General features: G+C 63.3%; 22 protein-coding genes. 9 read left to right on the forward strand and 13 right to left on the reverse strand.

Annotated features, from left to right (window positions below; translation table 11 throughout):
* Window positions 1-61: 61 nt before the first annotated feature.
* The 4 genes from BUS42_RS20915 to BUS42_RS20930 all read right to left on the reverse strand — a co-directional run bounded on the left by BUS42_RS20915 (window position 62) and on the right by BUS42_RS20930 (window position 4,497).
* Window positions 62-880, reverse strand: a complete 819-nt coding sequence (locus BUS42_RS20915; RefSeq protein ID WP_074309400.1) for an SGNH/GDSL hydrolase family protein — start codon at window positions 878-880, stop codon at window positions 62-64.
* 90 nt (window positions 881-970) lie between these two features.
* On the reverse strand, window positions 971-2,119 hold the full coding sequence (locus BUS42_RS20920) for an alpha/beta hydrolase (RefSeq protein WP_254053641.1): 1,149 nt from the start codon (window positions 2,117-2,119) through the stop codon (window positions 971-973).
* Between the two features lie 369 nt (window positions 2,120-2,488).
* On the reverse strand, window positions 2,489-2,929 hold the full coding sequence (locus BUS42_RS20925) for a RidA family protein (protein WP_074309402.1): 441 nt from the start codon (window positions 2,927-2,929) through the stop codon (window positions 2,489-2,491).
* Window positions 2,930-3,141: 212 nt separating this feature from the next.
* The gene (locus BUS42_RS20930) at window positions 3,142-4,497 is read right to left on the reverse strand and encodes a sulfatase family protein (RefSeq protein WP_074309404.1); all 1,356 of its coding nucleotides are present in this window, start codon (window positions 4,495-4,497) and stop codon (window positions 3,142-3,144) included.
* A 406-nt stretch (window positions 4,498-4,903) separates the two neighbouring features.
* Between BUS42_RS20930 and BUS42_RS42035 the strand changes: the two genes are divergently transcribed.
* Window positions 4,904-6,415 (forward strand): glycerophosphodiester phosphodiesterase family protein, encoded by a 1,512-nt coding sequence (locus BUS42_RS42035; RefSeq protein WP_159452271.1) that lies wholly within the window; start codon window positions 4,904-4,906, stop codon window positions 6,413-6,415.
* 245 nt (window positions 6,416-6,660) lie between these two features.
* On the opposite strand, the gene BUS42_RS20945 is transcribed toward BUS42_RS42035, so the two are convergent.
* Complete coding sequence (locus BUS42_RS20945; protein WP_074311293.1) at window positions 6,661-8,127, reverse strand: hypothetical protein; 1,467 nt, start codon at window positions 8,125-8,127, stop codon at window positions 6,661-6,663.
* A gap of 256 nt (window positions 8,128-8,383) precedes the next feature.
* Between BUS42_RS20945 and BUS42_RS20950 the strand changes: the two genes are divergently transcribed.
* Window positions 8,384-8,677 (forward strand): hypothetical protein, encoded by a 294-nt coding sequence (locus BUS42_RS20950; RefSeq protein WP_074309406.1) that lies wholly within the window; start codon window positions 8,384-8,386, stop codon window positions 8,675-8,677.
* Between the two features lie 571 nt (window positions 8,678-9,248).
* Window positions 9,249-9,473 (forward strand): hypothetical protein, encoded by a 225-nt coding sequence (locus BUS42_RS20955; RefSeq protein WP_254053642.1) that lies wholly within the window; start codon window positions 9,249-9,251, stop codon window positions 9,471-9,473.
* Between the two features lie 51 nt (window positions 9,474-9,524).
* Here BUS42_RS20955 and BUS42_RS20960 read toward each other — a convergent pair whose 3' ends face one another.
* Window positions 9,525-9,857 (reverse strand): hypothetical protein, encoded by a 333-nt coding sequence (locus tag BUS42_RS20960; protein ID WP_074309408.1) that lies wholly within the window; start codon window positions 9,855-9,857, stop codon window positions 9,525-9,527.
* Between the two features lie 480 nt (window positions 9,858-10,337).
* Between BUS42_RS20960 and BUS42_RS42040 the strand changes: the two genes are divergently transcribed.
* Both BUS42_RS42040 and BUS42_RS20970 read left to right on the forward strand, forming a co-directional pair.
* Window positions 10,338-11,000: an ISAzo13-like element transposase-related protein gene (locus BUS42_RS42040; protein ID WP_083670171.1), complete on the forward strand. Its 663-nt coding sequence runs from the start codon at window positions 10,338-10,340 to the stop codon at window positions 10,998-11,000.
* On the forward strand, window positions 10,942-11,565 hold the full coding sequence (locus BUS42_RS20970; RefSeq protein ID WP_159452214.1) for an ISAzo13-like element transposase-related protein: 624 nt from the start codon (window positions 10,942-10,944) through the stop codon (window positions 11,563-11,565). The genes BUS42_RS42040 and BUS42_RS20970 overlap by 59 nt, the downstream gene beginning before the upstream one ends.
* Window positions 11,566-11,827: 262 nt before the next feature.
* On the opposite strand, the gene BUS42_RS20975 is transcribed toward BUS42_RS20970, so the two are convergent.
* On the reverse strand, window positions 11,828-12,292 hold the full coding sequence (locus BUS42_RS20975) for a response regulator (RefSeq protein WP_074309410.1): 465 nt from the start codon (window positions 12,290-12,292) through the stop codon (window positions 11,828-11,830).
* Window positions 12,293-12,418: 126 nt separating this feature from the next.
* Window positions 12,419-13,789 (reverse strand): pyridoxal phosphate-dependent decarboxylase family protein, encoded by a 1,371-nt coding sequence (locus BUS42_RS20980; RefSeq protein WP_074311296.1) that lies wholly within the window; start codon window positions 13,787-13,789, stop codon window positions 12,419-12,421.
* Window positions 13,790-14,605: 816 nt separating this feature from the next.
* Between BUS42_RS20980 and BUS42_RS20985 the strand changes: the two genes are divergently transcribed.
* Both BUS42_RS20985 and BUS42_RS20990 read left to right on the forward strand, forming a co-directional pair.
* The gene (locus BUS42_RS20985) at window positions 14,606-15,478 is read left to right on the forward strand and encodes an FHA domain-containing protein (RefSeq protein WP_074309412.1); all 873 of its coding nucleotides are present in this window, start codon (window positions 14,606-14,608) and stop codon (window positions 15,476-15,478) included.
* A 19-nt stretch (window positions 15,479-15,497) separates the two neighbouring features.
* Complete coding sequence (locus BUS42_RS20990) at window positions 15,498-16,871, forward strand: FHA domain-containing protein (protein ID WP_074309414.1); 1,374 nt, start codon at window positions 15,498-15,500, stop codon at window positions 16,869-16,871.
* Here the strand turns inward: BUS42_RS20990 and BUS42_RS20995 are convergent.
* From BUS42_RS20995 to BUS42_RS21005, 3 genes are read right to left on the reverse strand one after another with little or no spacing between them, the layout of a single operon-like run.
* Window positions 16,822-17,970 (reverse strand): M48 family metallopeptidase, encoded by a 1,149-nt coding sequence (locus BUS42_RS20995; RefSeq protein ID WP_074309416.1) that lies wholly within the window; start codon window positions 17,968-17,970, stop codon window positions 16,822-16,824. The two genes, BUS42_RS20990 and BUS42_RS20995, sit on opposite strands and share 50 nt — an antisense overlap.
* A 16-nt stretch (window positions 17,971-17,986) precedes the next feature.
* Window positions 17,987-18,979 (reverse strand): hypothetical protein, encoded by a 993-nt coding sequence (locus tag BUS42_RS21000; protein WP_074309418.1) that lies wholly within the window; start codon window positions 18,977-18,979, stop codon window positions 17,987-17,989.
* Between the two features lie 37 nt (window positions 18,980-19,016).
* Window positions 19,017-21,533, reverse strand: coding sequence for a serine/threonine-protein kinase (locus BUS42_RS21005; RefSeq protein WP_074309420.1), 2,517 nt, complete (start codon window positions 21,531-21,533; stop codon window positions 19,017-19,019).
* A 271-nt stretch (window positions 21,534-21,804) separates the two neighbouring features.
* On the opposite strand from BUS42_RS21005, the gene BUS42_RS21010 reads away from it, so the two are divergent.
* Both BUS42_RS21010 and BUS42_RS21015 read left to right on the forward strand, forming a co-directional pair.
* On the forward strand, window positions 21,805-22,176 hold the full coding sequence (locus tag BUS42_RS21010; RefSeq protein ID WP_074309422.1) for a GxxExxY protein: 372 nt from the start codon (window positions 21,805-21,807) through the stop codon (window positions 22,174-22,176).
* A gap of 221 nt (window positions 22,177-22,397) precedes the next feature.
* On the forward strand, window positions 22,398-23,546 hold the full coding sequence (locus BUS42_RS21015) for an MGDG synthase family glycosyltransferase (RefSeq protein ID WP_074309424.1): 1,149 nt from the start codon (window positions 22,398-22,400) through the stop codon (window positions 23,544-23,546).
* Window positions 23,547-23,580: 34 nt separating this feature from the next.
* On the opposite strand, the gene BUS42_RS21020 is transcribed toward BUS42_RS21015, so the two are convergent.
* A complete protein-coding gene (locus BUS42_RS21020; RefSeq protein ID WP_074309425.1) occupies window positions 23,581-24,075 on the reverse strand; it encodes a hypothetical protein in 495 nt (164 codons plus the stop codon).
* A gap of 34 nt (window positions 24,076-24,109) precedes the next feature.
* Window positions 24,110-24,415 carry a hypothetical protein gene (locus BUS42_RS21025; protein ID WP_074309427.1) on the reverse strand — a complete coding sequence of 102 codons (306 nt, stop codon included), beginning with the start codon at window positions 24,413-24,415 and terminating at the stop codon, window positions 24,110-24,112.
* Between the last annotated feature and the right edge of the window lie 178 nt (window positions 24,416-24,593).

The following is a 24,593-nucleotide window of genomic DNA, read 5'->3' on the forward strand; positions in this document are numbered from 1 at the left end:
GTTCTTGGGGGATATGATTTTGTGCTGATAAAATGGGGTTGATGCGTGTGCGTATGCGGAATTACGGCGTCTGCTTTTCCCGGATCAGTTTCGCGAGGAATTTGGCCGTTTCGTCGCCGATCACGTGGTATCCGGCCAGATTGGGGTGCCGATCGGCGAACCAGCCGGGTAAGCCTTGGAAATGGGCGTCGAGCCGGTTGTCCATCACCACGACCTGGCCATCTCGGACGAGCGGCTTGACCCACGCGCGGTGCTTTTCCGGGATGTTTTCGAGCGGGTAGCGGCGGTAGTTGAGCATGTTCGGCCCCTGCTGCTTCAACTCCGCCTGGTAGCGCGAGTAGACGTCGAACAGGGTGAGGCGTTCCGACTCGGCAACATTGCGGATGAGTTGATTGATCGCTTCGTCGCGTTCAGGCGAGAGGTAAGGGATGATTGTCATCGGCAGGAGGGTTGCCTGGGGGAAGTCCTTGCGAAGCCGCTCGATGAGCTCGGCGTAGTCCTTGGGGAAATTGACCTCGAAGTTTTCCCGTCTGGCGACGTCGTTCAGACCGTAGCGAATGAAGACGTAGTCGACGCCTTTGAGCGGGGCGATTTCCTGGTCGTACCGGCCGGAGGAGAAGAGGCGCTGGATGAATTCGCCGTCCCGCCCCTGGTTGATGACCTCGGCGGTCGGCAAATCCTGCTCCGTTGCCAGGAGCTGTTGGATGACGCCTTCGAGGTGGGGGCCTTCGGGGTGGGTTTGCCGGCAGACACTGCCAATGGTCGTGCTGTCGCCGAGGAGCAAGATTTTGAGTGGTCCTCCCTCCCCTCCCAAGACAGGAAGGGGCAAGGCCAAGAGGACCGCGAGAAACCCGAATCGCAAGGAGTTCGTGCGCTGCATCCGAACGGTTCTCCGAAGAGGTTGGCGGCTGCCGTTATCACGATGTCAGTTGTCGTGGATTTGACTTGGCGCCTTGGTTCCGAAGCGTTCTCAGCGCCTCGCGACCGGAGTGACATCGTCCCAGGAGGTGTAGCGTGCGATCCGGGGGGCGACGTCGGGATACTCGAGGACCCGGGGGAAGAGGGTGTGGCTCATGCCGCTCTGGGGGTGGTGGTTGATCTGTTCGACGCGATCGGCGAGCGGCCCGAGCTTGTCCAGGTCGCGCGGGCGTAGGCCCACGCGGCCGATCGCGGAGCTGACGCCGGTGTATCGGCCGAGCGTGTAGAAGGCCAGGGCGTAATCGCTGCTGTTCCGCAGGTTCAGCAGGGCTTCGCACATCGGGAGCGCCTGATGGAGCCGCTGACCGGGGTTGAGCCAGTCGTGCTCGGCGGCCGTCTCGAGGATCACGGCTCGGAGGCGGAGATCGGGGCGGCCCGAGCTGAGTTGAGCGGACGGCTCTCTCAAGATCGAGGGCAGCACCGCACCTGAGAGCAGGTGCATGGTGGTCAGCGTAATTCGGCCGCCGTCGCTCTGGCCCATGAAGCAAATTTGCGCGCCCGCGGGGGCGGCTTGAAGGAATCGCGACAGTTGATAGCTCGCGATCCGCGACCGCCTTGCCTTCTCGTTGATGTCCACGACCAGGTCGGAGCGCACCCGCTCGCTCGGCCAGTCGAACACCACGAACACGGTCTCCGGGTGGAACCCACCGAGTGCTTCGAGCTGCGCCCGGACTTCCACCGCTTCCTTGATCGCGGCGCGATAGTCATACCCGTTGCCGTGGATCAGGAAGACCGAGGGCCGTCCCGCCATTCGGTTGAACAAGCCCGCGGGGTTTGATCCGTTGAGCGGTCCGCCATTCTCGACAAGCTGCGCCACCGTGATGCTCGGCCAGGGACTCACCCCCATCGTCTGCTCGCAGGCCCGGGTGTGGACGACCCAGGTCTCGATCGCGGAGACCGTCGGAACGGGACCGAAGTCCGCTTCGCCTTGCGGAGAATCGGCGATGACCAGGTTCTCGGTGGGTGAATCGAGCGGGAGCGGTTGTGCGGAATCCACGGCCGCGATCGGCGGCAATCCTGTACCGTCGAGATCACGGCTTTGTGGGGCGCGACATCCCACGAGGCCCCAGACCGTCACAAGTCCGATGGCGACCCAACCCACCGTCGGGACTGACCCGTGGCGGCGTTCCTTCTTGAGCATGAAAACGTCCCACGGTCATACCCCACTCCTGATCGCGATCGCAATCCTACGGGAATATACGACATAAGGACGCAACAGGCCGAATCAGAGAGGCTCATCGCGGGTAGGAAACGGAGATTGGGGGCAGATGGAGCTTTTGCCGGGGAGGTATCGCCTCCCCGGTCCCAATTGTCGGGACTGAGCCTCCGGATTGGGGAGGATCGGCCTGTTATACAACGACCCGATCCAGGGCGAGGGTGATTCCTCGCTCTCTGGCGGGTCGTTGCTGTGATAACGGATGAGATTCTTAGCGCTTGAGGCTGGAAGCCTTGGAGTTCGCTGGAACGCCAGAATTCCTGTTAGTTAAAAAGTTGTTTCTTGCGGAAACAATTATGCCTTGATTTCAAAAATGGCCTCGACCTCGACGGCCGAGCCGGTGGGAATCTGGGCGAAGCCGAGGGCGCTACGGGCATGATAGCCGTCACCGTCCTTGCCGTAGATTTCGTGCAAGAGGTCGCTGCAGCCGTTGATCACCAGATGCTGCTCGTCGAAATCAAGTGTCGAATTCACGCAGCCGAGAAGCTTCAGCACCTTCAGGCCATTCAGCGTGCCGTGGGCGTTCCAGACCGAATTCAGGATCTTGGCGGCACATTCTCGAGCGGCGGCCCTCCCCTGCTCCACCGAGACGCCGGCGCCCAGTTTTCCTTTGATATCGCTCACGTGGCCGGACGTCAGCAGGAGGTTGCCGGTCCGCACAACCAGCGCCAGATAGCCCGGCTCTTGCTTGGTGAATTGGATCCCGAGTGATTCAGCCTTTTCCTGCGGTGACATTCCAAACTCTCCGGTGAAAAGAACAAAGGCCGCGAAACTTCGGCTTCGGTGACCGAGACCGTTGTGCCATCGAAGCCCGAGGGAGTGGGGTGGGACGCTTTCTCAAAGGAAGCCAAGCGCCGACGAAGCTGAGTTCTGCCATCCTATCATGGATCAGACCCCTTCGGTAGGAGCGCCCTGGCATCCGCAACGGCAACGCAACGGGGCTTCGCTTATTGGGCGGCGGTTTTCAGTTCGGCAAACCGCAGGCGCATTTCGGCGAGCCGCTCTGCCTGGGCCGGATCGGCGACGAGGTCGTGCTCCTCCGCGGGATCGGCATGCAGGTCGAACAGTTGCTCGTGCTTGAAGTCGGGCCAGTAGAAGTATTTCCAGTCCTTGCGCACGAGCGCCTCGGACGCGGGAATGAAGTCGCGATTGTGAATAATGGCGTGCTCATAAAAGAACTCCGTACGCCAGGCGGGCGGTTCCGCCGCGAGATAGAGCGGCGCGAAGTTCCGGCCCTGCATTCGCTCGGGCGGGGCGATTCCGGCCGCTCCGAGAATCGTGGGGGCCAGATCGACGTTCAGCGTGAAGTCGTCGTTCGTCTGCCCGCGCTTTGCCTTCGCCATCCGTGGGTCACGGACGATGAGCGGCACGCGGATGCTTTCCTCGTGTGGATACCACTTGTCGGCGAGACCGTGCTCGGCGTGGAAATAGCCGTTGTCGGTCGTGAAGATGACCAGCGTACTGTCCATTACGCCTTGCTTCGCCAACTCGGCCAGCACGCGGCCGCAGGTGGCGTCCACCTCGGTGGCGAGGCGGTAGTAATCTTTCATGTATTGCTGGTAGCGCTCCGGCGTGTCGAACCGCCAGTGCCAGCGGTTGCGGCCTTCGTTCTTCTCGTTGGCGATGAACGGCGGCAGCTTCTTGAAGTGGGCGTCGGTGGCGGTCTTCGGTACGGGGATCGTCACGTCTTGATAGAGAGATGCACTCTCCGGCTGGGGTAAGTATTGCTTCGGATTCGCATCCTCGGCGTGGGTGGCGAAGAAGGCGAGCGTGAGGCAGAACGGTTTGTCGGCCGGGCGGTCGCGGAGGAATTCGAGCGCATCCTTCTCGTTCTTCTTCGTGACGTGGATCTTCGAACCGTCCGGCTGCGTCATCCAATGGGTTCCGCCGTAGGACCGACCGAAGTCGAAGTTGGCGCGGGGGAACGTGCCGTTATGCCACTTGCCGACGTGCCCGACGAAATAGCCATTGGCCCGCAGCAGGCCGGGATAGGTTTCCGCCCACGGTGTCTTGAACGCCTGGAAGGCGGGGTTCCCATGGCGCGACATCCATTGCCCGGTGAAGAGCGTGGCCCGGCTGACGCCGCAGATCGCCGTGGTCACACAGTTGCGCGTGAACCGAAAACCGTCGCGGGCGAACTGGTCGAGGTGTGGGGTTTTCACCACCGGATTCCCCGCGCAACCGAGCGTGTCATATCGCCAGTCATCCGCGTAGAGCAAGACGATATTCAGCGGTTTCTCCGCGGCGCTGGATTGGCGGCAAAACGCACTCAGGAGCATCAGGAAGCAGACGATTGGTTTCATGCTCAGCCATCCTCGCGTTGGTGGGACCCGGACTCTCCCGCTCGACGTTGCGCGATGCCGACGCCGCGTCGGGATCGATTTTAGGCGGGGTCGCCGAGGACTTCACCCGTTTTTTCAGGGTTTCGCCCGGCATTCGAACGCTCGAGGGGCCAGGCCGTGATCCCTTGTGAAGCCTCCCCGATCGATGATCGGGTGCGTTGCCGCTCCCAATCGCCCACGGAATCGGCGCCTGACCTGGCCTTTGCGGTATCATCTTCCGGAGTATCGACGGCCCATCAAGACCTCAAGGCAGTGCTTGCCGAATCGAACTGGAGATGCGATGCGCGTTCTCGGAAAATTGGGCGAAGGGCGACAGGCGATGATATTTTTTAAGAATATGATGTTAGGATTTGTAATTGCACATCACGTGCAGCTAAGTCATGCCAATCTACCAACCACTGCCTTCCTTCAAAATGGCGTCACCGCGCACCGAGGGAACTCGGGCGAGTTTGCCGAGAACACGCTTCCGGCCTTCCAGAGCGGCATCGACGTCGGTGCGGACTGGATCGAGCTCGACATCCTTCGCACCAAGGACTGCAAGCTCGTCGTCCTCCACGACCGGACGACCGGGCGGGTCGGCGACAAGAACCTGGACGTGGCCGAGTCGACCTACGAGGAGTTGCGGACCGTCGACGTCGCCACCGTCTTCAGGCGCCGAACGGGCAAGACTCGCGATGAGTGTCCACCTCAGACGATCCCATTGCTCGACGACGTGCTGCGGCTGGTCATGAAGCAGGAGCAGACCCGCGTTTCGATCCAGCCCAAGATGGACGTGGTGGCCGAGGCAATCGCGCTTGTCCGGAAGCTCGGGGCCGAGCGCTGGGTCGGCTTCAATGACGGCAGCCTGCCGTACATGACCGAGGTCAAGCGGCTCGCTCCCGAGCTCCCGGTGTTCTGGGATCGAGCGGCCAACACAGACATCGACGACGACCTTCGGATCGCCAACCAGCGCGGGTTCGAGAGCCTCGTGTTGCACTCCAGCGGCGTCACGGTCGAGAAGGTCGAAAAGATCAAGGCGGCGGGGATCGCAGTGGGCGCCTGGACGGTGGACGACCGGGCCATGATGGAGACAATGCTCGACCTGGGCGTCGAGCGGCTCTACACCGATCACCCCCGGCGCCTCCTCGCCCTCCAGGCCGGCCGCGCGTTCCGATCCCTCCCGTGTGAGGGGGCGTACCCGAGGCACCTGCAAGGGATCGCCACGAACGATCGGGACGCGCTCTTCTGGAGCTTCACCGATGTCCTGATCAAGACCGACCTCGACGGCAAGGTTGTCGCGAAGGTTCCGGTCGCTAACCACCATGGCGACCTCTGCTTCCATGGCGGCAAGCTTTACGTCGCCGTCAACCTCGGGCAGTTCAACAAGCCGGCCGGCCGGGTCGACTCGTGGGTCTACGTTTATGACGCCACGACGCTCAAGGAGCTCGCCCGTCACAAGACCCCGGAAGTCGTCCACGGCGCGGGCGGTATTGCGTTCCACGGCGGGAATTTCTTCGTCGTGGGTGGATTGCCCGAAGGTAGCAACGAGAATTATGTCTATGAGTACGACCCGTCGTTCGCCTTCCAGAAGCGGCACGTGCTCGCCAGCGGCTTTACCCTGATGGGGATCCAGACGGCGGCCTTCGCCGAGGGGCACTGGTGGTTCGGCTGCTACGGTAAGCCGCCCGTGCTGCTCAAGGCCGACCCGTCGTTCAAGCTGGTCGGCAGATGGGAGCTCGATGCCTCGTTGGGGATCGTCGGCCTGCCTGATGGCCGCTTGCTCGTGGCTCGCGGGGCCAATGAGCCAGGCAAGGGGAACATGGGTCGCGTCGTCCCGGCCGTTGCCGATGACACGCAGGGCCTGCGGATCATCGAGCCGGCGCACCCGAACCGCAAGTAATTCGACGCTGATTTTTGGACACTGTAGCAAGGACACCGGGCTGATGGATCGGGGTGGCCCGGACAACTTGCTTGTCCGGGGCGCGAAGCGACAAGAGGCTTTGGGTTTGGCCCGGCCCGAGGGAACGTCGCGGCCGACCGGACGCCTCTTGCGGCTTCGCCGCCCGGACAAGCAAGTTGTCCGGGCCACCCGAGGCCGGGCGGAATACCCGGTAACGTGGCGACAGTCTCGATTTTTGTTCGGGATCAGTTCGTCGGCCAGAGTGAATTGATCAGTTCCACGGTCTGATCGGCGAGGACTTGCCCCCCTTCCGGGCCGACGAGATTGCTCTCGACGATGGCGCTATAACCTCCGCCCCGGGCCGCGCGCTCGGTCGGCAGGTAGGAGCCCGGTCCGGCCAGTTGAATGATGAAGGTCTGGAGCGCTCGGCTCCGGGCCTTGATCTGGATCCCATACTCGGTGAAGAGCTCGAAAACATTGGTCGCGATCGCGACGTCGCCGAGCCGGATGACGTGAAGTTCCATGGCAAACGGATCGACGGAGCCGGCTTTTTTCTGCCGCTCGTAGCGGTCCACGACTTCCTGGTGCCAGACCACCGAACGGCGGTTGAGCGGGTCTTTGGAGAGGCTTTCGATTTTCGCCTTGGCCTCGGCGGCTTCCGCGTCGGTGACGACGCGGACGGGCAGTTGGAGCGTGGCGACTTTATGGACGAGCGGGGCATCGGCATGTTGTTCTTTGCGGGCGCCTTCATGGGCCTCGTCCCAGGCGACGACGATTCGGTTCGCCAACTCTTTGAGTCGGGTCAGGCCGCGGAGCGTCCGCATCCGCTCCTCCGCGCCTTTCCGATACATCAGGTGGGGCGACTGATCGCCGGCGGCGCCGGTCCAGGCGAGCACGAACAGGTCCTTGCCGTGCTTGGAACGGAGGGTCTCCCGGACCTCATGCCAGAAGTCGGCGTTCACGGCCGAGAGGCCTTCGACCTCCTGGGAAGGACAGGCGACGTTGATCGCCGTGGCGAGGAGCTTTCCCTCGGGATTCCAGAAGAAGAGGACTTCGACGCCCTGATCTTCCGACCCTTCGATGCCGCGAAAGTTCGCCAGATTCGTGGCGCCGTACATCTGGGCATGGCCGTCGGCATAGACCGATCGGCGATTCTGAGCCACCACGGCATGTCCCAGACCCCAGCCCGCGCGGCCCGGCTTGCGGGCTTGCCAGGCCTTCACCGCCGCCTCGGCGACCTGATTGGCCAGAAAGTCGGCGTACTCCGCCGGCTGCATGATGCCGTCCTTGGGAATCTCGTAATCCCCTTCCGTCATCACAGGCGCTGTGTGCGTGTGCGTGGCATTGAGCACCAGCTTTTGGCTGTCGAGGTCAGGGAGCCGTTCCTTCACGAGGCGCCGGACCTGGGCAAGGGTCGCGGATTCGATCGCGACTAAATCACATGAGATCATGATTGCCTGATCGAGAGCCTTGTCCCCGTCTCTCGATTCTAAGGCCAGGGCCGTGGCGGTCACCGGGCTCTCGACGTTCCGGGCGATCCGGGTCCGCATCTGCCCCGCAATTGCAACCGGCCGATCGGGCGTGATACTGACAGTCGCCCCTCCGACATGGAGCTCGGCCGCCGGGCATTCCACGACCACGACGGAAACCAACAAAAGGGCGGCGCCGGCCAGGGCTGAAAATGCTGGTCGACTCAGTTTCGCTGTCAACATTCCGAGGGTCCCCGCGGAGATCATCATCATTCAAGAAGAACAACCTGGGGATTTCCCGAGGAACCGGCGCCGAATCGATAGGGGCGGCCTCCTCCGGTCAATCCGAAGTCCCAGCAGATCCCCACGGATGACAGGATGCAAGGCAATTCTCGCTTTCTCCTGGGGATGTCGTCTTGATTGGTAGGCCAAGCCCGAAACATGCGAGAATCGTGATTGAGAGAGTAGCCACGACCTTGGAATCGCGAGGAGCCTTGTGATGAATGCCGATCCCGAAATCACCGACGCGGAGAAGATCGAACGCGCGAAGCGAGCGCTCAACGCCTTTGCCTATCCGTCGGCCATGGTCGCCGAACAAGTCGGCCACCTGATGGATGGTCTGCGCCTGCTCTGCGATTCGCTGAACAGTACCCCGCCGACGCTCTGGGATCAGTCGATGCGGGTTGACGCGAGCCTGGTCGCGGAACGCTCCAGGCAGGAACGTGAGAGCCGGCGGAAGGAGATTGCCACGGCGACCGCAACTCGACACAGTCAACAAGATAATAGCAATTGATGAAAACAGGCAAATCAGGCGTCTGGAGGATCGGGCCTGTCCCCAGGTCGAGAGCACAAGGGAAATGAGGGTGGATATGGATACGGTAGCAAGGGCGCCGGGTTGTTGGATCCGGACCACCCGGTAACGTGGCGACAGTATCTGAAGCCGTTTAGCGGGTCCGTTGCAGTCTCGAAAAATAAGATGAGTTCAAATGGAAATGTGTCGATAATGTTGGAATCTCGTTCCCGCGCTCTGCGTGGGAATGCCGTCCGCGACGCTCCGCGTCGTCTTGTCTTCGCCGGCGGGTGGGGCCGCGTCGCAGAGCGGCCAGAACGGCATTCCCACACCGAGCGCTATGCCTTACCCACAAGTGGGGGTCTGGCCCGGTGTCCAGCGAGGGTGATCGGCGCAAGTGCCTGAGAGTCCTCCAGTTGTGGCATCCAGCTCGGGCCACAGCCCCCTTCCGTAACCTCCGGATTGCTAACAACTTACGACTTGTGGGTAAGGCATAGCACCGAGCGTGGGAACGAGTTTCTCCCGTGAATTTCAGCCTCCGGGGCAGGCACCTCGCAGGGATACCGCATGGCAAATGAGAATGATGATGCGATCGCGAGCGCTCTTCGCCCTGCTTCTCACCCTGGCCGGGTGCGGTGGTCCCGAGGCCCCGATCACCGACCCTTCCCAGGTCCCACCGCTGACGGCGGAGCAACTGGAGACGATCAAGCAGAACGATCGGCAGGTTGAAGAGGAAGAAGGCGGGCCGTTTCTGAAGCGGAAAACAAAATACGAGGCGCGGGCAAAGCGACGTGGCTAGCGCTGAGTTGGGCGAGCTGGGCGAGGAGTCGCGTCCGGGCTTGCTTGGCCCTCAGCGAGCCCGCTCGTATCCCAGCGACAGAAGCACCTCGAGCACTTCTCTCCAGGTCGGAAACTTCCGGCCGCTCGTCTGCTTGTACTGCTGGATCGCCAGGATGAATTCCAGCTCCTCCGGCGAATAGTCGGGGTCGCAGGTCGTCGGATCGGTGCCGCGGCGGCGGGTGCTGGCCGCGCGGGCCTCGGCGGCGCGTTGGGCCCTGGCGATTGCCGTGCCATCCCCGCAGGCGGCGAGAAGCTCCTGATCTCGCTCCGGAAGCGTGAGGCGAGGATTCACCGGCGTGTCGGTACGTGACATGAGCTCGCGAGGCCTGGACGACTTCAACATGGAGGCGATCCTCGAAGGGCGGCTGCCGACATATTTCAGAGGCCGAAGGTGGACCCCCCCCTCCCGATCGCCAGTCGATTTGTGCGCGGGGCGGATGGGAGAGGGCGCCGCGGATGACGGAGTTGAGACTTTAGCCCTAGCCAAGCAATGAGCGCGCCGTTGAGAACAAATCAGCACGAAGATTCAGACAAAATTGATCGCAGGCACGAATGACGGGACCAAAGACGTGTTAAAGGATGGGCTGGGCCTGTTGCTTCGGGACGCTCAGCCGTTTCAGGCGAGGGGGCAAATCCAAATCGTGTCGCTCGCGTGCGTAGTCGTGCGCCGAGAATTGCTCACAGGACGGAGCGAAATCGGAGTTTGCAAAGCCTTAGGCGACCGGTATCTGGAAATCTACCCGTGTTCGGAGTTATGCTCGCAAAAGCACGGTAGGGGAACACATCCAGGACTGTCAACTCTCCAGCACGGAGGTTCTTCAACATGGAAGGCTCCGCCGACCACATTGATGCACTGCTTCGCTCGGGGGCCCGACGACTCACCGGACATCAGCGCCGGCTCTTCCAGGCCGAGGTGACTACCAAACTTTGCCATGGCAGTGCCCGACTGGCCGAACGACGTTTCGGCTGGGGACGCGATACGATCGAGAAGGGACTGCACGAGTCCCAGCAGGGCGTTCGCTGCCTGGAGAACTTCGCCGCCCGCGGCCGAAGGCGAAGCGAGGAGAAGGATCCGCGCCTGGCGGCCCTGATCCGCGCCGTCGTGGAACCCCACACCTACGCCGACCCAGGACTCCAGTCGTCACGTCGGTACACGAATTTGTCGGCCGCCGAGGTGTGTCAGGCTTTGATCGGTCAGGGTTATCCCAAGGCGGAGTTGCCCAGCGAACGCACGATGCGTGACATCCTCAATCGCATGAACTACCGCCTCAAGCGGATCCAGAAGGGCAAGCCACTGAAGAAGACCGAGGAGACCGACGCGATCTTCGCCCACGTGCAGGAGGTGCGTGACGAGGTCCGTGGCGATCCCGAAGTGCTGGAGATCTCCATGGATACCAAAGCGAAGGTGAGCCTGGGCGATTACGTCCGTGGGGGGAAAAACCCGGACCGACGCGCAGGGCGTGGTGGCCAAGGGCTGGGATCATGACCCCCCGGCGAAGGAGAAATTGGTCCCCGTCGGCATCCTGAGCGTTGCGACCGGGGCATTGATGCTCATCTTCGGATGGCACGAGACCAGCGACGCCTGGGTGGATGCCTTGCAGATGTGGTGGCGTCAGGTCAAGCGGGCCCACCGATCGATCAAACGCCTGGTGATCTACCTGGACAACGGGCCGAAGAACTCCGGGCGGCGGACCCAGTTCTTGAAACGGATGGTGCAGTTCGCCGACTGGTCAGGGCTGGAGGTGCGCTTGGTGTACTATCCTCCCTACCACAGCAAATACAATCCGATCGAACGGTGTTGGTCGGCGCTGGAGAAGAAGTGGAACGGAGTCTTACTGAACAGCTTGGAGGTCGTTCTCCAATGCGCCCGGCGGATGACCTGGAAAGGGCGGCACCCGACAGTGAAATGCCTTGATGGCCATTATCCAAACGGTATTCGAGTTCCCGCCAAGCAAATGAAAGCGTACGAGGCTCGCCTGCAACGCTCAACGGCACTGCCCAAATACGACATTATCATCAAGCCAAAAACAGCAGACATGCAGGTAAAGTAATTCTTGCCGGACGCCTTAATTCGTTACAAGACTTGGGTTGTGCGTTGAATGCGTTAGATGCACAGTTTGTATAAACTATTAGGTTGTTTTGCTATGATGGTGGTTGAATGCGCTCTTTATTTTATGACATTCATTGCCAACCTCGTCGGAAATTCGGGCGTGGGTGCGCAGCCGATCGAACTGGCCTGGCCGGGTGGGCAGGCTCAGGAGCGTTCGCCTCCGAAGGGGGATTCCGGGTGGTGACGGCCGACTTGCCGGGGCCTCAGTCCTTCCCCGGGCCCGACTCGAGCGGGGACTCCTCGGAAGCGGCGAGGAGCTCCGGTGCCGCCGTCGGACGATCCAGGGTCGCGGGCGGGATTGAACGGGCAGCGGGAGTCCCGCACGCTACGAGGAGCTCGTCGAAGTGAATCGGTTTCGTCAGCATGAGGTCGGGCTTCAACGATTTCAGCCCAGGAAGACTTGCTGGCCCGAGCAGGCCCGAGACCACGGCCACTCGGGACGGAATCCCGGCTTCTCGGACGTAGCGGAGCACCTCCTCGCCGCTGCCGTCGATCAGGCCGAGGTCGAGCACAATCCAGTCGGGCGGCGAATCCAACTGCACCAACGCCTTCTCGATTGACCGCGACGATGAAACCTGCCAACCTTGGCCTTGGAACAGTCTTTTTAAGGCGTATAGGGTCGCCATGTCGTCCTCGACGATGAGGACACGGTCCTTCCTGTCCATCATCCTTGTTTTCTCCTGTGGGTGTAGCATCGATGGGGGGGGCATGGGGCCGATTTCGCTTGGGGGCCACACCAAGTCTAGGTGACAATGTCGCCCGTGGAGGAAATTGTTGGATTTTGGGGGTCTGAGTCAACGTTTCGAGAGGTCTGTGATCGAGATTTCGGCCAGGGAGGCTTGGAGCCGGCTGAGGATTTCCGGCATCCAGTCTTGGTGTTCGGGCTTCATGGCGCAGGCTCTCAGGCAGACGATCTCTTCCGCGTCCCATCGGAGAACCGGGTTGGCGGCTTCGAGCATGACTCGCGGGAAGCTGGAGAGGGCGAGGTGGAGGTCTCGCTCCGCGGCGGCTGCGAACACCCGCCGGGCCTGCGCGGAGGATTCGCGGGCCGATTCCGCTCGTACCGCCCAGACGTTGATATCCAGCTCAGGCGGAAACAGAGGGGCGAGCCGCGCGTCCTGCTCCAAGGCCCGATGAAGGGTGAGCGCCGCTGCGCGGCAGGACTCGAGGCTGGTTGCGAACGTGCCCCCGGGGTCGAGCGGGAGCAGCCGCATGGTCGTCCAGAGGGCGACCGCCGAGGCCCCCGGCCTCGAGCATTCGAGCGAGATTTCGCCCAGGTGCAGCTCGTCCGAACTGAAGTAGGTATAGGGCGAGGCATGTTGATAGAATCGGCCGACGCCAGGGTCGCGGAAGAGCACGCAGCCACAGCCGTAGGGTTGGAGGCCATGCTTATGGGGGTCGATCACGATCGAATCCGCCTCGCCGATCCGGTCGTAGGCGGCCTTGGTCTCGGGCTCGAGGTTTCTCGCCAGCGTGAAGTATCCTCCGTAGGCCGAGTCGACATGGACCCGGAAGTCGTACCGCTCTCGAAGCGCGAGCACCGCGGGGAGCGGGTCGACCGACCCGGCGGCCGTCGCCCCGAGCGTGACCACAACCGTACCCACCTTGCCGGTGGCCAGGGCTTGCTCCAAGCTCCCCACGTCCATCCGTCCGCGCCGATCGACCGCGATCGTCTCGAACGGGATATTGAGGACGGCCGAGAGCCGCGAGTGCGTGTAATGGGCTTGGGCCGAGGCGACCACCGCCTTGCCCGGACGTAATTCCCGACCGACCCAGAGGGCCTCGAAGTTGGCGATCGTGCCCCCGCCGCAGAGGTGGCCGAGGTGCGTCTCCCAGCCGAACATCCGGGCGATCTGGGCCACCGCCTCCTTCTCCATCGCCGAGCTGGCGCGGCCACCGTCCAAGGCGTGGTTGTTCGGATTCACGAACATCGCCAAGGCATACGCGAGCCGGGCGAGCGAATGCGGCGGCTTGAGCATCTGCCCGATGTACAGCGGGTGCTGATAGGGGTAATTCTCCCTCATCCGTTCCGCGGCCTCTTTCAAGGCCGCGCGGAGCGGTCCGAGGTCGGGATCCGGTGCGGATTCGGGCAAATGGCGAAAACCTTGGTCCATCGTCCGAAGGGCTTCGCCGAGCAATTCCAGACTCTTGTGGTCAAACGTCATGAGATTCGCCGCTCTCAACGGGGCCGGTTCATTCCTCATAGACGACTCCACTGTCTTGCGGCTCTCAGGTCAAGAGCGACAACCCACCTTTCGAGCGTGCGTAAGCAATCTGGCTGACGATTTTTTGGAGGGTGGGCACGGCCCACCAGGTTTCGCCCTCAAGGACGAAGCGCGACCTGTCGCTGCTTTGCCTCTTGGCAAATGGCGTGTGCCGTACCTGTTCCGTAAGAAGTATTTATGGCTTGTTGTAAGCTGAAATCGTAATGCACGTGTTTTGTAGAGACTGTAGCAAGGATACCGGGATCTCGTTCCCACGCTCGGCGTGGGAACGAGTTTCTCCCGCGAATTTCGGCCTCCGAGGCAGGCAGACGGCCCGGTTTCCTTGCGACAGACTCCATTTTGCAGCCCCGGAGGGGCGACCGTTCCTAGCCAGGGGCGCAAGCCACTTGTGTATATTCGGCATATTTATGCATGCAGCCCCGAAGGGGCGACCGTCAGAGCCGGCACACGCGTTTGAAGGTCGCCCCTTCGGGACTGTGAAAGCAAATTCAGATTTTAACTCATCTTTGTTCTAAGGGGTTTGCGTCCCCTGGCTAGGAACGGTCGCCGCTACGGGGCTGCAAAATGCATGCATGACTTTTCTGACTTGCAATCGTTTCAAGTTGAGTCCCGTGGAAGGGGGCGTTGAAGGGCGATCGGGGGCGTGCTATATCTGTAAAGAACACGTGCGAATGCGCTGGTTTCGTGGGTCAGGGGCGATCGCACCGCGGTTCCGCTCGAACGATCCAACAAGAACAAACAGAAGAAGGTGGGCCCGTGGAATCAGGGACGCCGCGGAGAGAGACGGGGCCGGCGCGGCGGCAGGCGACCGTCCTGGAATCGGTGGAGGAGATCCGAACGCAGGCCCGTGCCTCGTCGGCTCGGACCGTGCAGGAGGTTGCGCCCAAGACGCAGGCCGATCGGGTTTCGGGGGACGAGACGCCGGTGTTCCGCCCGGTCGCTCGGCCGCCGATGGCGCTGCTCCACGTCCTTGACGATGGGGAGACGACCGGCGAGGTGATTCGGATCCGGGGCGACTCGTTCCTGATCGGGCGGGTCGAGGGGAACCTGGTGATCCCGCATGATACGGGCATGTCCGGGCGCCACGCGGAGATCGTCCGTCGCAGCGACGGGGGCGGCTGGTCGTGGCATCTCCGCGACCTGGGGAGCACTAACGGCACGTTCGTTCGGGCGTCGACCGTCCTGCTCCACCAGGACCAGGAGTTCATGGTCGGATCGCGGCTCTTTCGGTTCCATGCCCCTGCGCCTGTCTCCGCCGTGGAGGAGCCGTCGCGGGCGAACGCGACCCGCAAGTGGGAGGTGCCGTCGCGTGGAGGCGCTGGCGGCTTGGCTCCAGGGGCGGCCCCGGCTTGCCTCGTGGAGATCTCGAAGGGGGCCGAGGTCCGCCGGCACACGCTGACCGAGGGGGAATCCTGGCTCGGACGCGACCCGAGTCGTTGCGCGATCGTCGTCGACGACCCGTTCGTCGACCCTCGCCACGCGCGGATCTACCGGGACGAGAAGGGCCGCTGGTTGGTCGCCAACGACCGATCGCGCAACGGCGTCTGGGGCCGCGCCTCGGAGGTTGCTCTCGAACGCGGCGGATATTTTCAATGCGGCGAACAGCGGTTTCTCTTGAAAGCCCTCTGACACGCGGGATTGCCGGTTTATGACGAGATCCTGGACGATCGGCAGCGACCCTGACTGTGACCTGGTGGTCGACCACCAGGCCGTCTCAGCGCGGCACTGCCGACTGACTTCCGTCGGCGGCACCGGCTACTTGCTCGAAGACCTGGGCTCGACCAACGGGACGTTCGTCGATGGCCAGCCGGTCACGGCTCCCTTGCGCGTGAGTCAGGACAACCGGATCACGCTCGGCCGATCGCAACCGATGCCGTGGCCCGAGGACTCCGTGACCCGCAAGCTCACGGCGCCGACGGTGCGCGTGCTCAGGATCGGGCGTGAACCGGACAACGACCTCGTGGTCGATCTGCCGACCGTCTCGAGCTACCACGCGCGGGTGGTCTGGAGCGGCCGTCCGGGCCAGGCGGAGATCGAGGACCTTGGCTCGTCGAACGGGACGGCCGTCGGTGCGCCCGAGCGCAAGGCCGCGCGGGCCGTTGTGTCGCTGGAGGATACGATCTACCTCGGCATGTACCCGCTTTCGGCCGCCCGGATCTTCGAGGCGCTGGGACCTCCGCCGGGCCTGCTGCGCGTGGGAGCCGACCCGGTGGTGATCGGCCGCGACCCCGGCGGGATCGGGATCGGACCCGTTTTGAGGCCCCTGCTCTTTCTCGGGTTGGGACCGCTGGCCGGCGTATTGGCGGTGGCCACGTCGGGGTTCGACCCGAAGACGCTCACGAATGACCCCGAGCAATGGGCCGGCGCGGGTCGGACGCTCGCGACGCTCCTCTCGCGGTTGGGGCTGGGGGCTGTTGGTCTTGGCCTCGTGATTGGAGCCGGAGTCGGAGCGGGAACGCGAACGTTTCCCCCGGCCGGACTCGAACTCGGTCGCTGGCTGGTGCGCGTCGCGCTGGCGGCGATGCTTTGCCTGGTCGCCGGCCTGCTGGAATGGGAGACGTTCCGGGTGCTGTCGGGCGCGGATCTGGCGGAGCCGTCGGCTCTCGCGATGCTCTGGCTCGGCGCGGGGGTGGGGCTCACGCTGGGTCTGGTCGTCGCGACGGCCGCCTCGCGACCGGCGGTGGCCTGGATCTTGGTGGCGTTCCTGGCGGTTCTGCTGTGGGGACTGGGCGGCGAGAGCCGTTCCTGGCTTGGCCTGCCCGCCTGGGCGCGGCGGGCGGCGGGTCTGAATCCGTCGCGGTGGGTGTTCGAGGGGCTGCTCTTGAACGCCTCCGCACGCGCGCCGGCCCCGGCTGGGACGTTGGAGGACCTGGCCGAGCCCTTCTTCTCGGCCGCGACCGATCGCACGGGACCTGGAGCGGTGACGCTCGCGCTCGGGGCGTTGTGGCTCGGCTGGGGAGCCGTCGCTCTGTTCATCGCGGCGGAGACTCGCCCGCCGCCGGCCGAACGCCCCGCGCCTTGAGCCGATCGAGCCGGTCCCAGGCCGCCGGGTGGGCCCGGTAGTGGTTCTCGACCAGCGTCAGGCCCGACTTCAAGTCAGGCACCACCCGGCCGTTCCGGAACCCGTTCCGCTCCGAGAACCCTTGGAGCTTGATCAGGAACATCAACGCCTCGCGACGCGTTTGGTTCAATTGAGTCGTCATCCGCTGATAGGACCAGGTGTCGGCCGCGAACTCCTGCGCATCGGGGTAGCCCAGCCCGATCGGCACCAACAGTTGGTTCAGCGTGTCGACCCCTTGCGCCTTGCCGGCCGCTTGGCCGGCCGCGACCAGGTTCAGGGCGTGCTTGAGGTCGACGTGGGCGATCTCGTGCCCGAGCGCAAACTGCAACGCGTAATCCTGTTCGGGCTCAACCGCCTCGCCGACCAGTTGGAACAAGCCCCTCGCGACGTAGATGTAGCCTCCGGGGAGCGAGAACGCGTTGACCTCGTCGGAGTCGAGCACGGTGAATTTGTACTCGACCTCCTTCCGCGCCACGTTCGCAATCAAGGGGCCGCTGACCCGCTTGAGCCGCTGGATGTCCCCGTCTGGGTCGACCGGATTGCTCGCCAGCACGAGCCCGTGCAACTCGGCGCCGAGGCGGGCCTCCTCGGCCGGGGTCAGTCGACCGAGGTCGAGCGAATCGGCCCAGATCGCTCCGGGGGTTGGCGCGGGCCGCGGATGATCCGGAGCGGTGCGCGTCGGGGCCGAAGAGGAAGGATCAGGCTCCCCGTTCTCCGCCGGAGGCATGGAGTTTCGCAAAGCCGAGGCCGGGGCCGGTTCAGGCTCGGGTTCCGGTTCGGGCGGACTGTTTGGCTCCGGGAGGTTCTGGGGGGCTCGCAAGGGGACCTCGTCGTCCGGCGGGACGTTGTGAGGAAGGTCCGATTGCGATTGCGATTGCGAGGGGGACGACAAGGGCAAAGACGCGAGGGGCAACTGCGGCGGGACGTTCGCGAGCCGTTCCCGGTCGTGGCGGAGCCGCTCACGGTAGGACCGGGATTCTGCGCCCACCAACCCGATGACCAGGGCGGTGTAGAGTCCGCCGACGGCTGCCGCCGTGGTGTACCGAGATCTCGTCGTCATCCGTGGCCTCCGTCGTTCAGGGCTCGCGGTCCCGAGGGACTCGCCCCTCAACTTGCAGGGACTCGTTCAACTCATCGAGTTGCAGTTTCATGGCCGCGTAGAGCTTGGGATAGGCGGCCCGCTCGGCGCCGATCTCGGGGACACCGAATCGGAGGTTGTACCGCTGCATAAAGACGATCAGGTCGTGGACCGTCGTCCCGGAGTAACGATCGATTTCGCCGATAATCGTTTCAATATCTTTTCGCTTCATCATCTCTTTGGAGGAGTCGAGTCGTCGGAGGAACTGCTTGGCCTCCAGGTAGAGGGTCTCCTTCTCCGGAGAGATGACCTCGTCGAGCCGTTCGGAAAGGTTGTGCACGGCGGTGTTGAGGGCCGTCAGCGAGTCGCGTGTGGTCTTGCGATCGAGCTGGAGTTCCAGGACGGCGTCGAGGGCGTGTTCGTACTGGCGCCGTTGGCTGGCGAACTCGGGGCCGCGGAGCGCGATCGGCCACTTGCCGGCCGGGATGATCCGCGACATGGCGATCGTCTCCTGGTTCGGCCCGTAGAAGAACGGGATCCGCCGGACCATGTCGGCGTCGAGTTCGAACGAGTTCAGGCGGTACGACGACGGGGAGATTTTCGGCCCGCCGAGCTGTTCGAAGAGCGCGTTGAGTGCGTTCCCCTTGAGCATGTCGTTCTGGTTCGGGTCGTTCTCGACCCGGTTGCGGATCTGGTTGAAACTGGCGAGGCGCTGCGCTGTCCTCCGCGCCCGCCGCGCGGCTTTCTCGGCGCGATCTTGGCGAATCGAGAGGTAAATGTATTCATTGACACGCATCATCGTGTCGGCGTTGATCGAGTTGGCCTTCGCCGTGTAATAGTTGAAGAACCCGGCTCCCTGAAGGGCGACCCCCTCGCCGCGGAGGATGTCCCCTTGGGGGGTTGAGCCCGGTCCGATGAAATTGACCTGACCGAAGGCCTGGCCCGCGAATGAGCCGATCAGGGCCAGGGCTGCCAAGGTGGTGCGCGTCATCGACAACGTCCTCTCGGGCGACTCAACTCGACTCGACTCAAGGTAAGGGGGGAGCGATCATCTGCCGGAGCCGCAATTGCGTCGCTGCTTGCTCCGCCGCGCTCTGCCTTGTTCCTTCTCCGATCACACGGTTAATCTGGTTGCTGAACGCCTCCCACTTCATCTGGCTCTTCAGCCTCTGGTTACTTTCGAAGAACCGTTGGAACTGGTTGTAGGCGTGCCCGAGCTTGGGGACCTTCTGCCAATCATCGTTATTTCCGAAACCGGTCGAAACGCCGGCCGCCGTGACGGTCTGGGTGGCGAACAGCACGATCAGCCGCTTCTTGGCGGATCCACGGACCTCGTTCTTGAAGTTCTCGAACAACTCCAGCCGGACGATCCGGCCGGCGGTCGCCTTGTCCTCCCCCGGCGCGTCGGCGACCTTCACCGTCAGGTTCGCGGGCTGCATGATCCAGTCGGATGAAGCCGGTCGGGTGTCGGCGATCTCACTCATCTTGCCAAGACGGATGAGTTGATCGGCAAGTTGACGGTCCAGCCCGATCTCGTACGCGTCGCGGTGTCGGACTCGCGCGAATCCGGCCGTGAGTTCGAGGTCACTCTCGATCAGGGCGACCCGCAACGAGCCGTCCGCCAGCCGCCAGGCGACTTTGCCGACGCAGTAGACATGCTCCAGGGTGATCAGCTTGCCGGCGAGTGGTTCCGGGGTTGTCAGTAACTGGCCGAGGGGCACGTTCCGTGGCGCGGGCTTTTCATCGTCCGCGACCGGAACCGGATCGGGGGCGGAGCTCCGCTTTCCGAGCAGCCGGACATCGGGCTCGCCCTTCATGACCTCACCCTCAGCTTTTTGAGGGGTGCGAGCCTCGGTCTGACGGCTCCTCGGCTCAGTCCTGGCTATGCCCGGCGGGTTCGCTCCCTCGCCTGGCTTCGGGATATCGACCCGGGCCGTGGGCTGGATCCGCGCGCCTGCCGGAGTGTCAAGCCTCGGTCCCGACGTCTCGGGCGATGGCGTGGCGAGCGGGCCGGTTTCGAGCTGAGGGCCCGCGCTTGTTGTCGCGCCGGGCCGCTTCGGAATCGCTGGCAGGTTCCGGGCGACCCGGTTCCTGGCTCCCCCCTCCCCCGGCGTGGTTGCCGGGGAATCCGGGCCGGCCGCGACGACCTTGGCGGTTGCCCCTGGTTGCGAAGCTCCCGAGCGGCCTGACGTCGATTTCCAGAGAAAGACCGCGGAGGCGAGCAACGGGACGCAGGCCACGGCGAGGCCGATGGTGGCCCAGAAGAGGGGCGGGCGGCCGGGCTGGTCCTCCTCGGAGTCCACCAGCTCGAGACCCGCATCCAGTTCCGGTCGAGGCTCGGCGACGGTCTTCACCGGGCGGCCGCCGAATACCACGGTGCCACCGCTCGGCGCCCCTGGGTTCGCTGGCGGCGTTCTGGCCGGGCTCTCGGCCGTGCTGGCACGGACGTCCAGGACCGCTGTACCGCTGCCGCTTCCCCGCGACCGTAATTCGCCCGAGGGGTTGGGGGGAAGCACCGTCGCGGTCCCTCCCGCGATATTGAGTGGCTTCTGGCACTTCGGGCACGGGGCGTTCCGACCGCTCTGGCTCAGCTTCGCGAGGGCCTCGACCGAAACCGTCATCGCCTTCCCGCACGATCCGCAGCGGATCCGAGCCCGCCCGTGCTCCCCCTGCTCCAGCCCCGACGCCTCGACGACGGCGGCGGCAAACGCGGCGCACGTCGGGTAGCGGTCGTTCGGTGCCTTGGCCAACCCCTTGAGCAGCGCGGACTCGAGTCGGGGCGACACCCAAGGGTTGAACCGGACCACGCTCGGTGGGGCATCCTGGGTCTGCATCATCAGAACGCGGGTCGCCACCTCATGTTCGAACGGCCGGCGACCGCAGAGGAGCTCGTAGGCCGTGACGGCCAGGGCGTACTGATCGACCCGGCCGTCGAACGGGTCGCCCATGATCAGCTCGGGGGCCATGTAGTGAGGCGTGCCGAGCACCATGCCCGTGCCGGTCATCGCCGGCCGCGCTGCGGAGCGGTCGTCGGCCGCCGCGGCCAGCACCTTGACCACCCCGAAGTCGCCGAGGAACGGGTGCCCCTGCGCATCGAACAGGATGTTGCCCGGCTTGACGTCGCGGTGCACCATCTTCTGCGAATGAACGTAGTCGAGTGCGCTGCCGATGGGGCCGAGCCAACTCACCAGCGCCGCCAGTGCGGCCGGCCCCTGCCACGCGGCGAGCCGATCCTCCAGACTGCCGCCGGGCAAGAACTGGAGCACCGCGAAGGGCCGGCCCTCCCACTCCCCCACATCGGTGACCTTGACGATATGCGGGTGCGATAAGCGAACGAGCGACCTTACCTCGTCGCGAAACCGCCGCGAGAATTCGGCGTCGGTCACCATCGAGCGGTGAGGAAGCTTGATCACCACGCTCGCTTGCAGATTCTTGTCTTCCGCGCGATAGACCGCCCCCATCCCCCCTTCGCCGAGCTTGGCCATGATCGCATAGCGGTCGCCAGCAAACGTCATACCGATTGGGTCATCGTACGCGGCGGCCATGGGGAAAGATCCTGCGGGCGGTCTCAAATGAGCGATTGACTTGTCTCTGAAGTTTGCGAATTTACCGCAGCCCTGGGACGTGGTATTCTCGCCCACGTTGGCCGTACAAGCAATTGCGATTCCGGCACGAGCGCCGAAAAAATCGGCTCCTCAACAAAATCTGTGGGTGTGGTTCGGCTCAGGGCGTAGTGCCCGGGCCCGGATGTTCCTGGTGCCGAAGAGAATGGGATGAACCACGGAGACACCGAGGCACAGAGGAGAGAAAAGAGTTATAAATGATCAAGATTTGACGGGTCGGGTGATCGGATTGGCCATCGAGGTTCATCGGGTGCTCGGGCCGGGATTGCTGGAGTCGGCGTACGAAGAATGTTTGTGTTATGAATTGCTACAAAACAACATCTTGTTTCAGAGGCAGCAGAAGCTCCCTGTCCATTACAAGGACGTCCCGCTTGATTGTGGTTACATCATGGATATCGTCATCCCGGAATGCCTCGTCATCGAGCTGAAAACCGTCGAAAGACTGGCCCCGATCCACGAGGCTCAACTCTTGACGTACCTGAAACTCAGCAAGATCCGCCTCGGCCTCCTCCTGAACTTCAACGTCCCCGTCTTGAAGGAGGGAATCAAACGAATGATCCTCTAAATCAACTCTTCCCCCCTCTCTTCCCTGTGCCTCCGTGTCTCCGTGGTTCATCCTCCCATGCCCTCCACCCACTGATTCCGCGGAAGCGCCAAAAAATCTTCCCTTGAGGCCGCGACGCATCGTTGCCGATGATGCCGTGAACACGAGGCGACGACCAAGGACTCGCGGTTTCTTTCTTTTTATTTGTTGTTCTGGTTGTGCATTGACTTGTGAGAACTTCGATGTTGAACAGTGTCCTCATCTTGTCGGCGTCTGCCGGGGCGGGTCATTTGCGGGCGGCCCAGGCGATCGAGCGGGCGTTCCAGGAGACCGGCTCCGCGAAAAGTGTTCATCATCTGGATGTGCTCGAATATACGAACCCGCTGTTCCGCCGGCTCTATTCCAAAGCCTACATCGAGATGGTCAACGCGATGCCGGAGGTGCTCGGCTGGCTCTACGACCGGATGGACAAGCCGGGGATGGATGATCGCCTCAAGTTGGCGTTCGACAAGCTCAATACCCGCCCCTTCATCAAGCTCATGGAGCGCTACCAGCCGGACATCGCGGTCTGCACCCACTTCCTTCCCGCCGAGATTATCTCCTCGCTGACCGAGCAAGGGCGACTGCAAACTCAGCAGGCGATCGTCGTCACCGACTTCGACGTCCATGCCCAATGGCTCTGCCCGGACTACGCCCAATACTTCGTCGCGATCGACGAGACGCGTGCTCATATGCGGGAGCTCGGTGTTCCGGCGAACAAGATTACGGTCTCCGGCATCCCGATCGATCCCGAGTTCAGCAGGCCGAAAGACCAAGCCAAGATGCGCGAGAAGCACGGCCTCCGCCCGGACGGCGCGGTGATTCTGATCTCGGCGGGGGGATTCGGGGTCGGGCGGATCGACGTCCTCATGGCCTCGCTCATGAAACTCCGGCACCCCGCCCAGATCGTGGCGATCTGCGGTCGCAACGAGGAGTTGAAAGCCCAGTTGGAGCGTCAGGCGGAAGACTTGCCGCCCGGTTCCGGGGTCGCGATCAAGGTGGTCGGCTACACCACCGAGATGGACGAATACATGGCGGCCGCCGACCTCGTCGTCGGCAAGCCCGGGGGACTGACCACTTCCGAGGCCCTGGCCCGCGGCCTCGTCTTCGTGGTCGTCAGCCCGATCCCCGGCCAGGAGGAACGCAACTCCGATCACCTGCTGGAAGAGGGCGCGGCGATCCGCTGCAATAACCTCCCCGCCCTCGCCTACAAGATCGACCGGCTCCTCGACGACCCCGAGCGACTCGCCACAATGCGGGCGAACGTCCAACGCTTGGCGCGCCCGAGGGCGGCGTTCGACATCGTCGAAAAACTGTTGACCTTGAAGCGACTGGCCCCCGCATCGCCTTGATGACGAGGGGGACGCAGGCCCCCGGACCCGAGGATCACCAGGGGAACTCGTCGCCGAACGGATCGTTTCGCAGTACGGCCTTGAACTTGTCCCGCATCTTCTGGGAGAACGACTTGTCTTGGGCCAGCGACTCGAACCCCGCCCGGGTCAAGTCCGTGGGCAGGGAAGCCAGGACCTTGATCACCGACGCCAGATAGCGGCGGGTCGTGTTCGAACTCTTGACCCGCCTCAGTTCGCCGAAGAGCAGGTTGGCACAGGGCTTCGTGTCGACCCCGTTCAACGCCTCGACGATCCTGATGCGTCTCTCCCAGTCGTCCTCGCAAGCCACCAGGAGTCCCAGGAGGAAGACTGCGGCCTCCTGCCGTCCATGATGGTACATGGACCACAGAAGGTGCAGTCCCGTGCGGAATTGCTGATCGTCATTGGAGAGGGCCTGTTTCAGCACACCGTCGATGGGGTATTGGGCGGGATCAAAGAAGCCCTCCTTCGTGATCCAGGGGAACTTCCCCGACAGACTTTTCGGGTCCACCGCGGGAACTCCTTGATCCTGGAAAACGAAGAGATCACTCGTCGCCGTAGTGCCGGTCGTACTCCGTGCGAAGCCGATCCCCCAGGCGTTTCAAGGCAAGGTACTCGGAGGCGGTGTTGTCGGGATAATTTTGCTTGTCGGCCTGTTCGTCCTCGATCACGTCCATCAGGCACTCCAGGTCCCAGCGGTACAGGGTGATTGGGCGAGTTCCTCTATACGCCTCGATTTTGCGGTCGAGCCCGAATGCCTCAGCCATCGAACCGGAATGCCGCTTCAGTTCCCGCAATTCGTCGCCGGTGATCAGAACCTTGTGGCGGATGTCTCGGCTTCCAGGTTTCATGAGCAGGCTCTCCCCTCCAAATCCACCGACTCCGTTCCGTCAGGGGCAATCTGACCACAGTCAAGGAACGGGACGCGAGTCACTTCCCGATTTCAGATCGATTCACGGACGTGCCCCGCTTCGTCGTTAACACTTGATGAGACTCGATGACTGTAAAACAATATGTCATGAATTCACT

The sequence above is a fragment of the Singulisphaera sp. GP187 genome, from assembly GCF_900129635.1.
Classification (GTDB): Bacteria; Planctomycetota; Planctomycetia; order Isosphaerales; family Isosphaeraceae; genus Singulisphaera.